This window comes from Isoptericola jiangsuensis (assembly GCF_002563715.1).
GTDB classification, from domain to species: domain Bacteria; phylum Actinomycetota; class Actinomycetes; order Actinomycetales; family Cellulomonadaceae; genus Isoptericola; species Isoptericola jiangsuensis.
The window spans coordinates 1,735,921-1,750,414 of the sequence record NZ_PDJJ01000001.1; the positions used below are offsets into that span (position 1 = coordinate 1,735,921).

A 14,494-nucleotide genomic window follows, 5' to 3' on the forward strand; every position below is an offset into this window, starting at 1 on the left:
CCATGACTGATCGCGTCGTGCTCGCCTACTCGGGCGGCCTGGACACCTCCGTCGCCATCGGGTGGATCGCCGAGGCCACCGGTGCCGAGGTCGTCGCCGTCGCCGTCGACGTCGGCCAGGGCGGCGAGGACATGAACGTCATCCGCCAGCGCGCCCTCGACTGCGGGGCCGTCGAGGCCTACGTCGCGGACGCCCGCGACGAGTTCGCCGCGGAGTACTGCATGCCCGCCCTGCAGGCCAACGGCCTCTACCTGGACCGCTACCCGCTGGTCTCGGCGATCTCGCGCCCCGTCATCGTCAAGCACATGGTGCGCGCGGCCCGCCAGTTCGGCGCGACCACGGTCGCGCACGGCTGCACCGGCAAGGGCAACGACCAGGTGCGCTTCGAGGTCGCCACCACCTCGCTCGCCCCCGACCTGCGCTCCATCGCACCGGTGCGCGACCTCGCGCTCACCCGCGAGAAGGCGATCGACTACGCCGAGAAGCACGACCTGCCGATCGCCACCACGAAGAAGAACCCGTTCTCCATCGACCAGAACGTGTGGGGCCGCGCCGTCGAGACGGGCTTCCTCGAGGACATCTGGAACGAGCCCACCAAGGACGTCTACTCCTACACCGACGACCCGACGTTCCCGCCGGTCGCCGACGAGGTCGTCATCACGTTCGACCAGGGCGTCCCCGTCGCGCTCGACGGCGTCGCCGTCACGCCGCTGCAGGCCATCCAGGAGATGAACCGTCGCGCGGGCGCCCAGGGCGTGGGCCGCATCGACATCGTCGAGGACCGCCTCGTCGGCATCAAGTCCCGCGAGGTGTACGAGGCGCCGGGCGCCATCGCCCTCATCGCCGCCCACCAGGAGCTCGAGAACGTCACCCTGGAGCGCGAGCAGGCCCGCTTCAAGCGCGGCGTCGAGCAGCGCTGGACCGAGCTCGTCTACGACGGCATGTGGTTCAGCCCCCTGAAGAAGAACCTCGACACGTTCATCGCCGACACCCAGAAGTACGTGTCGGGCGAGGTGCGCCTCGTCCTGCACGGCGGCCGCGCCACCGTCACGGGCCGGCGCTCCGAGGCCGCGCTCTACGACTTCAACCTCGCCACCTACGACGAGGGCGACACGTTCGACCAGTCGCACGCCAAGGGCTTCATCGAGATCTACGGCCTCGCCGCCAAGCAGGCCGCCGCCCGCGACGAGAAGTTCGGCAACGGCGTGGACTTCGGCGTGGGGTCGTTCTGATGTCCGACGTCGAGAAGCGGTCCGGCGACGCCGTGTCCGCCGACGCCCCCTCGGTCAGCCTGTGGGGCGGCCGGTTCGCCGGCGGCCCCTCGCCGGAGCTGCAGGCCCTGTCCCAGTCGACGCACTTCGACTGGCGCCTCGCCGCCTACGACATCGCCGGGTCGCGGGCCCACGCCCGCGTCCTGCACTCCGCGGGCCTGCTCGACGAGGCCGAGCTCGCGGGCATGCTCGACGCCCTCGACCGGCTGGAGCAGGACGTCGCCGCGGGCGACTTCCTGCCGCAGCTCGCCGACGAGGACGTCCACACCGCCCTCGAGCGCGGCCTCATGGAACGTGCCGGGGACGCCCTCGGCGGCAAGCTGCGCGCGGGCCGCTCCCGCAACGACCAGATCGCCACCCAGGTGCGGCTCTACCTGCGCGAGCACGCCCGCAGGATCGCCGTCGACCTGCTGACGGTCGTCGACGAGCTCATCACCCAGGCCGAGGCCGCGGGCGATGCCGTCATGCCGGGTCGCACGCACCTCCAGCACGCCCAGCCGGTGCTGCTGGCGCACCACCTGCTCGCCCACGCGTGGCCCCTGCTGCGCGACGTCGACCGCCTGGTCGACTGGGACGTGCGGGCCGCGCGCTCGCCGTACGGCTCGGGGGCGCTCGCGGGCTCCTCGCTCGGCCTCGACCCGGCCGCCGTCGCGGCCGACCTCGGGTTCGACGGGCCGGTCGAGAACTCCATCGACGGCACCGCGTCGCGGGACGTCGTCGCGGAGTTCGCGTTCGTCGCCGCGATGATCGGCGTCGACCTGTCGCGGATCTCCGAGGAGATCATCCTGTGGAACACCAAGGAGTTCGGGTTCGTCCGGCTCGACGACGCGTGGTCCACCGGGTCGAGCATCATGCCGCAGAAGAAGAACCCCGACATCGCCGAGCTCGCGCGCGGCAAGTCGGGGCGTCTCGTCGGTGACCTCACCGGGCTCATGACCACGCTCAAGGGCCTGCCGCTGGCCTACAACCGGGACCTCCAGGAGGACAAGGAGCCGGTGTTCGACCAGGTCGACACCCTCACCGTCCTGCTGCCCGCGTTCGCCGGGATGATCCGCACCCTCACGTTCGACACGGCCCGGATGGCCGAGCTCGCCCCGCAGGGGTTCGCGCTCGCCACGGACGTCGCCGAGTGGCTCGTGCGCCAGGGTGTGCCGTTCCGCGTGGCGCACGAGGTCGCGGGCGCGTGCGTGCGCGTCTGCGAGGAGCGCGGCATCGAGCTGTGGGACCTCACCGACGACGACCTCGCCCGGATCTCGGGGCACCTCACCCCGCAGGTGCGCGAGGTGCTCACCGTCGAGGGCTCCGTCGGCTCGCGCGACGGCGTGGGCGGCACCGCGCCCGCCCGCGTCGCCGAGCAGCTCGACGCCGCCAAGGAGCGCTCCACCGAGTACCGCTTCTGGGCCGAGGGCTGAGTGACCGTCGACGCCGACGTGCTGGCGTCCCTGGTGCACCGGGTGCACCGGGCGCCGGCACGCCTGCCCGGGCCGGGTGCGTCGCCCGCGTGGCGACGCACCCGGCTCGTCTGCGTGGACGGCCCGGCCGGGTCCGGCAAGACCACCCTGGCCTCCCAGCTCGCCGTCGAGCTCGATGCGCAGGTCGTGCACATGGACGACCTCTACGAGGGGTGGGCCGGCGGACCGGACGACGGCGCCCGCCGGCTGGGCGAGCGCGTCCTGGCACCGCTGGCCGCGGGACGCGCCGGCGAGTACCACCGCTACGACTGGGTGTCGGGGACGTGGGCCGAGCAGCACGTCGTCGAGCCCGCCCCGGTGCTCGTCGTCGAGGGCTGCGGGGCCGCCGCCCGGCAGGTCGACCCCTGGGCGGCGCTGCGCGTGTGGGTGGAGGCCGACGACGTCGAGCGCCTGCGTCGGGGGCTCGCCCGCGACGGGACGGACGCCCGCGAGCACTGGCTGCGCTGGATGCGGGACGAGTCCGCGCACTACGCTGCGGAGCAGACGCGCGCCCGGGCCGACGTCCGCCTCGACGGGGTCGGGCGCCCGGTCGGGGCGAGGCCCGAGCGAGGGAGGCGCGATGAGCACGTCGACCGACGGTGACCGGATCACCGCCGTGCCGTGGCAGGTGCCCGGACCCACCTGGTACGCCCGCGACGTGCACGCCGTCGCCCGCGACCTGCTCGGCGCCTACCTGAGGCGCCGCCACCCCGACGGCGACGTCACCCTGCGGATCACCGAGGTCGAGGCGTACGGCGGGGTCGACGACCCGGCCTCCCACGCGTTCCGTGGCCCGACGGCGCGCAACCGCTCGATGTTCGGTCGCCCGGGACGGCTCTACGTCTACCGGCACCTGGGTCTGCACCACTGCGTCAACGTCGTGTGCGGCCCGTCGGGTGACGCCGCGGCGGTGCTGCTGCGCGCCGGCGAGGTCGTCGAGGGCGCGTCGCTGGCCCGCAGCCGTCGCGAGGCCGCCGGGCGCTGCGACTCGGACCGGCAGATCGCGCGGGGACCGGCCCGCCTCGCCGTCGCCCTCGACCTGGCCCTGGACCAGGACTCCGCGGACGTCACCGACCCGGACGGCACGCTCGTGCTGCACCTGCCGGTCGACCCGCTGCCACGGACCGTGGCGACCGGCCCGCGGGTGGGCGTCGCGGGGGAGGGCGCGGACCCGGCACGGTTCGCCTGGCGGTCGTGGCTGGTGGACGAGCCGACGGTGTCGGCGTGGCGGCCGGTGACCGGCAGTCTGCGCTGAGGGCCGACCGGGCGCGGACCGGTCCGCCGACGGCGCGCGGGTCGGGCACACTAGGAGCGCGGCCCGCCCGGGCTGCACCCATCCATCGAAGGAGCACACGGTGACCCACGTTCTCGACGAGCTGCACTGGCGGGGCCTGGTGGCGCAGTCCACCGACGAGGCCGCGCTGCGCGACGCGCTCTCGGCGGGTCCGGTCACCTATTACTGCGGCTTCGACCCGACGGCGCCGAGCCTGCACCACGGTCACCTCGTCCAGCTCGTCGTGCTGCGCCACCTGCAGCGGGCCGGGCACCGGGCCGTCGCCCTGGTGGGCGGTGCGACCGGGCTCATCGGGGACCCGCGGCAGTCGGGGGAGCGGGTGCTCAACACCAAGGAAACGGTGGCGGACTGGACCGAGCGGCTCAAGGCCCAGGTCTCCCGCTTCCTCGACTTCGAGGGGGAGAATCCCGCGATCCTGGTGAACAACCTCGACTGGACCGCCGACATGTCGGCGATCGACTTCCTGCGCGACGTGGGCAAGCACTACCGGCTCGGGACGATGCTCGCCAAGGACACCGTGGCGCGCCGACTGAACTCGGAGGAGGGCATCAGCTTCACCGAGTTCAGCTACCAGATCCTCCAGGGCATCGACTTCCTCGAGCTCCACCGGCGCCACGGCGTCACGCTGCAGACCGGCGGCAACGACCAGTGGGGCAACCTGCTGTCGGGCGTGGACCTCATCCGCAAGACCGAGGGCCAGGCCGTGCACGTCATGACGACGCCGCTCATCACCAAGGCGGACGGCACCAAGTTCGGCAAGACCGAGGGCGGCGCCGTGTGGCTCGCGCCGGACATGATGAGCCCGTACGCCTTCTACCAGTACTGGCTCAACGCGTCGGACGCCGACGTGGTGTCCTGGCTGAAGATCTTCACCTTCCGCTCGCGCGAGGAGATCGAGGAGCTCGCCACGGCCGTCCGCGAGCGGCCCGGTGCTCGCGAGGCGCAGCGGACCCTCGCCTCGGACGTCACGACGCTGGTGCACGGGCAGGCGGCCACCGACGCGGTGATCGCGGCGAGCCAGGCGCTGTTCGGCCGCGGCGACCTCGCCGACCTCGACGCCGCGACCCTGGGCGCGGCGACGGACGAGCTGCCGCGGGCCGAGGTCGCGCCGGGCACGCCGGTGCTCGACGCGCTCGTCGGTTCCGGCCTGGTGGCCTCGCGGGCCGCGGGTCGGCGGGCCATCGCGGAGGGCGGCGCGTACGTCAACAACGTCAAGGTCGTGGGCGAGGACGCGGTGATCGGGGCCGACGACCTGCTGCACGGTCGGTACGCGGTGCTGCGGCGGGGCAAGAAGACCCTGGCGGTCGGGGTCGCGGGCTGACCTGCCGGCCCCCCGGACTCCACCTGCGCATGCCCTGACCTGCGGATTTGTCCCGCAGGTCAGGGCATGTGTAGTGTTCTCGACGTTCGCCCGACAGGGAGGAACGGACAACGAGTGCCGGATCGCCGGCGCACGGATGGTCGGTCCCGCGGGTGTTCCACCCAGACCTTCGTCTCAGGTACAGTTGTGTGCCCTGGACGTCGGCGCGACGTCTCTCCCGATCGGGTCCCGCAGAGCGGGGTTTGACGGAGGAAGTCGAACCGGGTAAGGTTGAAGGGTTGCCCCGGGCGGGGTTCGGACGAGGGTTCGGGCTTCGGATGGTGTGCGTCGGTTGTTTGAGAACTCAACAGTGTGCTTGATAGTCAATGCCAAATTTATTGAACCTTCATTGGTTCCTTTGGATCGGACATCTAGATTTTTGCTAGCTGTCTGGCCAGTATCGATTGGCATCGCACGCTCCTTGGGGTGTGTGGTGTTTTTCTCTCTTTCACGGAGAGTTTGATCCTGGCTCAGGACGAACGCTGGCGGCGTGCTTAACACATGCAAGTCGAACGGTGAAGCCCAGCTTGCTGGGTGGATCAGTGGCGAACGGGTGAGTAACACGTGAGCAACCTGCCCTCCACTTCGGGATAAGCCTTGGAAACGGGGTCTAATACCGGATATGAGCGCCTGCTGCATGGCGGGTGTTGGAAAGTTTTTCGGTGGGGGATGGGCTCGCGGCCTATCAGCTTGTTGGTGGGGTAATGGCCTACCAAGGCGTCGACGGGTAGCCGGCCTGAGAGGGCGACCGGCCACACTGGGACTGAGACACGGCCCAGACTCCTACGGGAGGCAGCAGTGGGGAATATTGCACAATGGGCGAAAGCCTGATGCAGCGACGCCGCGTGAGGGATGACGGCCTTCGGGTTGTAAACCTCTTTCAGCAGGGAAGAAGCGCAAGTGACGGTACCTGCAGAAGAAGCGCCGGCTAACTACGTGCCAGCAGCCGCGGTAATACGTAGGGCGCAAGCGTTGTCCGGAATTATTGGGCGTAAAGAGCTCGTAGGCGGTTTGTCGCGTCTGGTGTGAAAACCTCAGGCTCAACCTGGGGCGTGCATCGGGTACGGGCAGACTAGAGTGCGGTAGGGGAGACTGGAATTCCTGGTGTAGCGGTGGAATGCGCAGATATCAGGAGGAACACCGATGGCGAAGGCAGGTCTCTGGGCCGCAACTGACGCTGAGGAGCGAAAGCATGGGGAGCGAACAGGATTAGATACCCTGGTAGTCCATGCCGTAAACGTTGGGCACTAGGTGTGGGGCTCATTCCACGAGTTCCGTGCCGCAGCTAACGCATTAAGTGCCCCGCCTGGGGAGTACGGCCGCAAGGCTAAAACTCAAAGGAATTGACGGGGGCCCGCACAAGCGGCGGAGCATGCGGATTAATTCGATGCAACGCGAAGAACCTTACCAAGGCTTGACATGCACCGGAAACACTCAGAGATGGGTGCCCCGTAAGGTCGGTGCACAGGTGGTGCATGGTTGTCGTCAGCTCGTGTCGTGAGATGTTGGGTTAAGTCCCGCAACGAGCGCAACCCTCGTCCTATGTTGCCAGCGGGTTATGCCGGGGACTCATAGGAGACTGCCGGGGTCAACTCGGAGGAAGGCGGGGATGACGTCAAATCATCATGCCCCTTATGTCTTGGGCTTCACGCATGCTACAATGGCCGGTACAGAGGGCTGCGATACCGCAAGGTGGAGCGAATCCCAAAAAGCCGGTCTCAGTTCGGATTGGGGTCTGCAACTCGACCCCATGAAGTCGGAGTCGCTAGTAATCGCAGATCAGCAACGCTGCGGTGAATACGTTCCCGGGCCTTGTACACACCGCCCGTCAAGTCACGAAAGTTGGTAACACCCGAAGCCCATGGCCCAACCCTTGTGGGGGGAGTGGTCGAAGGTGGGACCGGCGATTGGGACTAAGTCGTAACAAGGTAGCCGTACCGGAAGGTGCGGCTGGATCACCTCCTTTCTAAGGAGCACGTGGCCCTGGTGGCTCGTGGCCGGCAAGGCTCGCCCGTTCGGGTGGGTGTCGGTGGCGGGTCGCGTAGCTGGGGTCCATGCAGGCCGCTTGAGACGCCGACAGTGCGTCTGGTGGCTGCTCTGGGTGGAACATTGACTACGGTCGCCTGCGGGTGGCTGGTGCTAGTACGCCTCGTTCGCGGGGCTGGAACGCGCTGGTCGGTCGTCGGGGGTCGGTGAGCACACTGTTGGGTCCTGAGGCAACCGGCCATGGGTCGGGGGTTTCATGACGCGGGTCGTCGGTGGGTGTCATACCGCCTGGCTGCCTGGTGGGGGTGCGCACGCTCTAGGGTGTGGGTCCGCTGCCGGGGGGTGGGGTTGGTGGCATCGGTGCCGGCGGGTTCGTCCGTTGCTTGAGAACTGCACAGTGGACGCGAGCATCCCAGATGTTCAAGCTCATCATCTTCCCCTTGCGGGGTGGTGATGTGTTTTCTTGGATTTCTGTAGCATATTTGTAGTGTGTGTCGAAGTTTTTAAGGGCACACGGTGGATGCCTTGGCACTAGGAGCCGAAGAAGGACGTGGTAGCCTGCGATAAGCCTCGGGGAGTTGGCAAACGAACTGTGATCCGAGGGTGTCCGAATGGGGGAACCCGGCCGCAGTCATGTGCGGTCACCCTCGCCTGAATATATAGGGCGAGTGGAGGGAACGCCGGGAAGTGAAACATCTCAGTACCGGCAGGAAGAGATATTCCGTGAGTAGTGGCGAGCGAAAGCGGATGAGGCCAAACCGTGCGCGTGTCAAGCTGTCAGGCGTTGCGCGTACGGGGTTGTGGGACCTTCTGGAAGAATCTGACAGTTCTTCAGCCAGTAAGAAAGCCGTGTCATAGTCGAACCGCATTGAAAGGCGGACCGTAGAGGGTGTGAGTCCCGTAGACGAAATGGTGCGGCCTGGTGGAGGGGATCCCAAGTAGCACGGGGCCCGAGAAATCTCGTGTGAATCTGGCAAGACCACTTGCTAAGCCTAAATACTACCTAGTGACCGATAGCGGACCAGTACCGTGAGGGAAAGGTGAAAAGTACCCCGGGAGGGGAGTGAAATAGTACCTGAAACCGTGTGCCTACAATCCGTCGGAGCCTCCTTAGCAGGGGTGACGGCGTGCCTTTTGAAGAATGAGCCTGCGAGTTAGTGCTCGGTGGCGAGGTTAACCCGTGTGGGGAAGCCGTAGCGAAAGCGAGTCCGAAGAGGGCGATTCAGTCGCCGGGTCTAGACCCGAAGCGAAGTGATCTAGCCATGGGCAGGTTGAAGCGCCGGTAAGACGGCGTGGAGGACCGAACCCACTTAGGTTGAAAACTGAGGGGATGACCTGTGGTTAGGGGTGAAAGGCCAATCAAACTTCGTGATAGCTGGTTCTCCCCGAAATGCATTTAGGTGCAGCGTCACGCGTTCCTTACCGGAGGTAGAGCTACTGGATGGCCGATGGGCCCCACCAGGTTACTGACGTCAGCCAAACTCCGAATGCCGGTAAGCCAGAGCGTGGCAGTGAGACTGCGGGGGATAAGCTTCGTAGTCGAGAGGGAAACAGCCCAGACCACCGGCTAAGGCCCCTAAGCGTGTGCTCAGTGGGAAAGGATGTGGAGTTGCACAGACAACCAGGAGGTTGGCTTAGAAGCAGCCACCCTTGAAAGAGTGCGTAATAGCTCACTGGTCAAGTGATTCCGCGCCGACAATGTAGCGGGGCTCAAGTACACCGCCGAAGCCGTGGCACTCACACTTTGCCCAGCACCGACTTGATCGGTGTTCAGGCGTGTGGGTGGGTAGGGGAGCGTCGTGTGGGCAGTGAAGCCGCGGAGTGATCCAGCGGTGGAGGCCACACGAGTGAGAATGCAGGCATGAGTAGCGAATGACGGGTGAGAAACCCGTCCGCCGAATGACCAAGGGTTCCAGGGCCAGGTTAATCCGCCCTGGGTAAGTCGGGACCTAAGGCGAGGCCGACAGGCGTAGTCGATGGACAAGGAGTTGATATTCTCCTACCGGCGAAGAACCGCCCATACCGAATCCGGTGATGCTAACCGCCCCAAGGGCAGCACCGTGGTCTTCGGACCACACCGCTGCCGGCGGCGTGGGACCCGAACCGGTAGTAGGTAAGCGTATTAACAGGGGTGACGCAGGAAGGTAGCCCGGCGTGGCGATGGTAGACCACGTCCAAGGCCGTAGCCCGCTTCGTAGGCAAATCCGCGAAGCACCAGGGTGAGAGCTGACAGTGACCGCGTATGCGGGAAACGGGTGATCCTATGCTGCCAAGAAAAGCCTCGACGCGAGGTTCTAGCCGCCCGTACCCCAAACCGACTCAGGTGGTCAGGTAGAGAATACTAAGGCGATCGAGATAATCGTGGTTAAGGAACTCGGCAAAATGCCCCCGTAACTTCGGGAGAAGGGGGGCCTGATCCGTCAACACCCTAGCGGTGGGACGCGGTGAGGGCCGCAGAGACCAGGGAGAAGCGACTGTTTACTAAAAACACAGGTCCGTGCTAAGTCGCAAGACGATGTATACGGACTGACGCCTGCCCGGTGCTGGAAGGTTAAGAGGACGGGTCAGCTTCGGCGAAGCCCAGAATTTAAGCCCCAGTAAACGGCGGTGGTAACTATAACCATCCTAAGGTAGCGAAATTCCTTGTCGGGTAAGTTCCGACCTGCACGAATGGCGTAACGACTTCTCCGCTGTCTCAACCGCGAACTCGGCGAAATTGCACTACGAGTAAAGATGCTCGTTACGCGCAGCAGGACGGAAAGACCCCGGGACCTTTACTATAGCTTGGTATTGGTGTTCGGTGCGGTTTGTGTAGGATAGGTGGGAGACTATGAAACCCGCGCGCCAGCGCGAGTGGAGTCGCCGTTGAAATACCACTCTGACCGCATCGACCATCTAACCTCGGTCCGTGATCCGGACCAGGGACAGTGCCTGGTGGGTAGTTTAACTGGGGCGGTTGCCTCCCAAAATGTAACGGAGGCGCTCAAAGGTTCCCTCAGCCTGGTTGGCAATCAGGTGTCGAGTGCAAGTGCACAAGGGAGCTTGACTGTGAGACCGACAGGTCGAGCAGGGACGAAAGTCGGAACTAGTGATCCGGCGGTGGCTTGTGGAAGCGCCGTCGCTCAACGGATAAAAGGTACCCCGGGGATAACAGGCTGATCTTCCCCAAGAGTCCATATCGACGGGATGGTTTGGCACCTCGATGTCGGCTCGTCGCATCCTGGGGCTGGAGTAGGTCCCAAGGGTTGGGCTGTTCGCCCATTAAAGCGGCACGCGAGCTGGGTTTAGAACGTCGTGAGACAGTTCGGTCCCTATCCGCTGCGCGCGCAGGAAACTTGAGAAGGGCTGTCCCTAGTACGAGAGGACCGGGACGGACGAACCTCTGGTATGCCAGTTGTTCCGCCAGGAGCACCGCTGGTTCGCTACGTTCGGAAGGGATAACCGCTGAAAGCATCTAAGCGGGAAGCCTGCTTCAAGATGAGGTTTCCAACAGAACTTGTTTCTGTGAAGGCACCCAGCTAGACCACTGGGTAGATAGGCCGGAAGTGGAAGACAGGACCAAAGACTGTCGCAGCTGACCGGTACTAATCAGCCGACAACTTCACACACATTCACTTGCATGCACGCGTCCACTGTGCGGTTCCCGAGAAACGGGCACCACCCCCCACACCCCACGACCACGGGTGCCAACACTGGGGGGAACCCTGACAACTCGATAACGTTACGGCGGTCATAGCGTAGGGGAAACGCCCGGTCCCATCCCGAACCCGGAAGCTCAGCCCTACAGCGCCGATGGTACTGCCCTGGAGACGGGGTGGGAGAGTAGGACGCCGCCGGACACCCTTCACAGCAGGCCCCCCAACCACCGGTTGGGGGGCCTGACTGCTCTGCACACCACACGGGACGACGAACCCGGACAACCCCCACAGCGCGCACCCGGTCGAACAGCCGTGGGATGATCGTTCGTCGGTTCTGACGAGAGGAAGACATGAACGACACGCCGCGCAACGAGAGCTCCCGCGAGGACGGCCGCGAGCCGCGCCGCCCCCGAGAGGGCGGCAGCGATCGGGGCCGGGACAGCGGCACCCACCGTCGTTCCGGCGGGCCCCGCCACGACGCGCCTCGTCGCTCCGACGGGTCCGGCTCGAGCCGTGACGATCGTGGCGGCGAGCGCCGCAGCGCGGGCGGCCACGGCCGTGACGACCGCCGCGCCGGCGGTGGCTATCAGCGCGACGACCGTGGCGGTCGCCCTGGGGGCGGTGCCTACGGACGCGACGACCGTCGTTCCTCCGGAAGCTACAACCGCGACGAGCGGGGCGGTGACCGACGCGAACGGGCCGCCGGCTCCGGTTTCCAGCGCGACGAGCGCGGCGGCGACCGCCGTGCGTCCGGTGGCGGCTACCAGCGTGACGACCGTGGCGGTCGTCCTGCGGGTGGTGGCTACGGCCGCGACGACCGCCGTGGCCCGAGCAGCTCCAACCGGGACGAGCGCGGCGGCGACCGTCGTCCTTCCGGTGGCGGCTACAGCCGTGACGAGCGCCGTGGAGACCGACGCGAGCGCCCGGCCGGTGGCGGTTACCAGCGTGACGACCGTGGCGGCCGTCCTGCGGGCGGGGGCTACGGGCGCGACGACCGTCGTTCCTCCGGCGGCTACAACCGCGACGAGCGCGGCGGTGACCGACGCGACCGCCCGGCCGGTGGCGGCTACGGGCGCGACGACCGTCGTTCCTCCGGCGGCTACAGCCGGGACGAGCGCGGCGGCGACCGTCGTCCTGCCGGTGGCGGCTACCAGCGTGACGACCGCGGGAGCAGGCCGTCGGGCGGCGGGCACGGTCGCGACGAGCGTGGCGGTGACCGGCGTTCCTCCGGTGGTTTCCAGCGTGACGACCGCCGTGGGGGGCGTCCGTCCGGTGCCCCTCGAGGCGGGGCGAGGGATGACCGTCGTTCGGGTGGCCCCGGTGCGCGTCGTGACGGGGACCGCCCGCACGCGGACCAGCCGGTGCGCCCGTCCGGTCCGGAGCTGCCGGAGGACGTCAGCATGCGCCAGCTGGACAAGGCGGCGCGCGAGCGGCTGCGCGGGCTGACCAAGGAGAACGCCGAGTGGGTGGGGGCTCACCTGGTGATGGCGGGCCGCCTCGTCGACGCCGACCCCGAGCTGGCGTACGAGCACGCCCAGGCGGCGGTGAGCCGTGGTGGGCGCGTGGACGTGGTGCGTGAGGCCGCCGGTCTCACTGCTTACCACACGGGTCGTTACGCGGAGGCGCTGCGTGAGCTGCGCACTGTGCGCCGACTGAACGGCTCGTCGGAGCACCTGCCGATCATGGCGGACTGCGAGCGCGGCCTCGGACGCCCGGAGCGTGCCGTCGCCCTCGCAGCGTCGGACGAGGCGCAGACCCTCGACGCGGAGGGCCGGACCGAGCTGGCCATCGTCGTCTCGGGCGCGCGCAGCGACCTGGGTGAGCACGACGCGGCACTTGCGGTGCTCGACAAGATCCCGGCGGCCGAGCGTCAGGGTGACCTCGGAATCCGGGTCGTCCAGGCACGTGCGGTCGCGCTCGAGGCGGCCGGTCGTGAGGCGGAGGCCGCCGAGCTCCTCTCGCGGGTCGACCCGGTCGCGCTGGCGCGCGTGTCGGGCGAGGTCGAGGAGGACGAGGAGGTCGTCGTGTTCGACGCCTTCGACGAGGACGCCGACCTCGACGAGTCCGACCTCGAAGAGTCCGGCACGGACGCTGAGGAGCCCGCCACCGCGGAGCCCGAGGACGTGGGCACCACCTCCGCCGAGGCCGAGGTGGACGAGCCCTCCGCCGGGGACGCCCCCGGCGAGGAGGACGACGCCGAGGACCGCCGGTGACGGCGGGGCTCCTCGGGAGCGACGTCCCCCTCGCGGACGGCCACGACCTCGCGCTGGTCGACCTCGACGGGGTGGCCTACCACGGTCACCTGCCGATCGAGCACGCATCGGCCAGCCTGGTCGGGGCGCGGGAGCGGGGCCTGCGGCTGCTGTTCGTGACGAACAACGCGTCGCGGGAGCCGGAGGACGTCGCGGAGCAGCTGTCGGGGCTGGACATCCCGACGGCCCCGGACGAGGTCATGACGGCCGCGCAGGCGTGCGCGGCGCTGCTGCGCACCCGCCTGGAGCCGGGCGCCTCGGTGCTGGTGGTGGGCGGCCGCGGGCTGGTCACCGCGGTGGAGCAGGCGGGCTTCCGCCTGGCGTCGGGGGCGGACGACGCCCCGGACGCGGTCGCCCAGGGCTTCGCGCCCGAGCTCGGGTGGAGCGATCTCGCGGAGGCGGCGTACGCCGTCGCCGGCGGGGCGTGGCACGTGGCGAGCAACCGTGACCTCTCGTTGCCCACGGCCCGCGGCTTCGCCCCGGGCAACGGCGCGCTGGTGGCGGCCGTCGTGGCCGCCACGGGCGTCGAGCCGGACAGCGCGGGCAAGCCGGCCCCGACGATGTACCGACTGGCCGTGGAGCGCGTCGGGGCGGAGCGTCCCCTGGTGATCGGGGACCGGCTCGACACCGACCTGGCAGGTGCCCGGGCCGGCGGGTACCCGGGGCTGCACGTGCTGACGGGCGTGTCGAGCGCGCGTGACGCCGTCCTGGCGTCCCCTGACCTGCGCCCGCACTACGTCGGCGCGGACCTGCGGGCCCTGCTGGAGCCGCACCCGCTGCCGGAGCCTGCGGCGGACGGCTGGTGGCGGTGCGGCGACCGCGGCGCCCGCGTCGTCGACGGCATCCTCGAGGCGGACCGGGAGGGCCCGCAGGGCATCGACCTGGTGCGTGCCGCGTGTGCGGCGGCGTGGGCGGCGGCCGACGAGGGCGTGACGCTCGAACCGTCCGGGGTGCCCCGGATCACGGTCTGACGCCCGCCTGTGCGGCGCCCCGGAGCGGCGTCGCGCAGGCGGTAGCGTTGACCCGACCGACCCAGGAGAGGACATGTCCCAGGACGCCGACCAGGCAACCCCCAGCACCCCGGACCCCGCCGACCCGCTCGCGACGCTGCACGACCTGGACGCCGTCCCCACGGCGGAGCACGTCGCGCGGTTCGAGGCCGTGGAGCGCGCCCTGCGTGCCCGGATCGACGACCCGGGCACGGACGGGACGTCCGCCGGGGCGGGGGCCCGATGACGGATC

At 68.2% G+C, this 14,494-nt stretch carries 9 protein-coding genes and 3 rRNA genes; 11 read left to right on the plus strand and 1 reads right to left on the minus strand.

The window, feature by feature from the left end; genetic code table 11:
- The first annotated feature begins 2 nt into the window (after window positions 1-2).
- The 8 genes from ATJ88_RS07875 to rrf all read left to right on the plus strand — a co-directional run bounded on the left by ATJ88_RS07875 (window position 3) and on the right by rrf (window position 11,201).
- Entirely contained in the window at window positions 3-1,232 is a 1,230-nt protein-coding gene (locus ATJ88_RS07875) for an argininosuccinate synthase (RefSeq protein ID WP_098463351.1), read from the plus strand.
- Window positions 1,232-2,683 (plus strand): argininosuccinate lyase, encoded by a 1,452-nt coding sequence (argH, locus tag ATJ88_RS07880; protein ID WP_098463352.1) that lies wholly within the window; start codon window positions 1,232-1,234, stop codon window positions 2,681-2,683. The genes ATJ88_RS07875 and argH overlap by 1 nt, the downstream gene beginning before the upstream one ends.
- Window positions 2,684-3,325 carry a uridine kinase family protein gene (locus ATJ88_RS07885; protein WP_098463353.1) on the plus strand — a complete coding sequence of 214 codons (642 nt, stop codon included), beginning with the start codon at window positions 2,684-2,686 and terminating at the stop codon, window positions 3,323-3,325. It begins immediately after the preceding gene.
- Window positions 3,303-3,977, plus strand: a complete 675-nt coding sequence (locus tag ATJ88_RS07890; RefSeq protein WP_098463354.1) for a DNA-3-methyladenine glycosylase — start codon at window positions 3,303-3,305, stop codon at window positions 3,975-3,977. The genes ATJ88_RS07885 and ATJ88_RS07890 overlap by 23 nt, the downstream gene beginning before the upstream one ends.
- 100 nt (window positions 3,978-4,077) lie before the next feature.
- Complete coding sequence (tyrS, locus tag ATJ88_RS07895; RefSeq protein WP_098463355.1) at window positions 4,078-5,337, plus strand: tyrosine--tRNA ligase; 1,260 nt, start codon at window positions 4,078-4,080, stop codon at window positions 5,335-5,337.
- A gap of 486 nt (window positions 5,338-5,823) precedes the next feature.
- Window positions 5,824-7,342, plus strand: a 16S ribosomal RNA gene (locus ATJ88_RS07900).
- A 513-nt stretch (window positions 7,343-7,855) separates the two neighbouring features.
- Window positions 7,856-10,969: ribosomal RNA gene (locus tag ATJ88_RS07905) — 23S ribosomal RNA — on the plus strand.
- 115 nt (window positions 10,970-11,084) lie between these two features.
- Window positions 11,085-11,201 (plus strand): 5S ribosomal RNA (gene rrf / locus ATJ88_RS07910).
- The 16S, 23S and 5S rRNA genes sit together here, the layout of an rRNA operon.
- 5 nt (window positions 11,202-11,206) lie before the next feature.
- On the opposite strand, the gene ATJ88_RS18050 is transcribed toward rrf, so the two are convergent.
- Entirely contained in the window at window positions 11,207-12,193 is a 987-nt protein-coding gene (locus ATJ88_RS18050; RefSeq protein ID WP_141538628.1) for a hypothetical protein, read from the minus strand.
- Window positions 12,194-12,400: 207 nt separating this feature from the next.
- On the opposite strand from ATJ88_RS18050, the gene ATJ88_RS07920 reads away from it, so the two are divergent.
- The 3 genes from ATJ88_RS07920 to ATJ88_RS07930 all read left to right on the plus strand — a co-directional run bounded on the left by ATJ88_RS07920 (window position 12,401) and on the right by ATJ88_RS07930 (window position 14,488).
- Window positions 12,401-13,213: a hypothetical protein gene (locus ATJ88_RS07920; RefSeq protein WP_141538629.1), complete on the plus strand. Its 813-nt coding sequence runs from the start codon at window positions 12,401-12,403 to the stop codon at window positions 13,211-13,213.
- The gene (locus tag ATJ88_RS07925; protein WP_098463358.1) at window positions 13,210-14,223 is read left to right on the plus strand and encodes an HAD-IIA family hydrolase; all 1,014 of its coding nucleotides are present in this window, start codon (window positions 13,210-13,212) and stop codon (window positions 14,221-14,223) included. Before ATJ88_RS07920 ends, ATJ88_RS07925 begins: the two co-directional genes overlap by 4 nt.
- 73 nt (window positions 14,224-14,296) lie before the next feature.
- Window positions 14,297-14,488, plus strand: a complete 192-nt coding sequence (locus tag ATJ88_RS07930; RefSeq protein WP_098463359.1) for a hypothetical protein — start codon at window positions 14,297-14,299, stop codon at window positions 14,486-14,488.
- Window positions 14,489-14,494 lie beyond the last annotated feature (6 nt).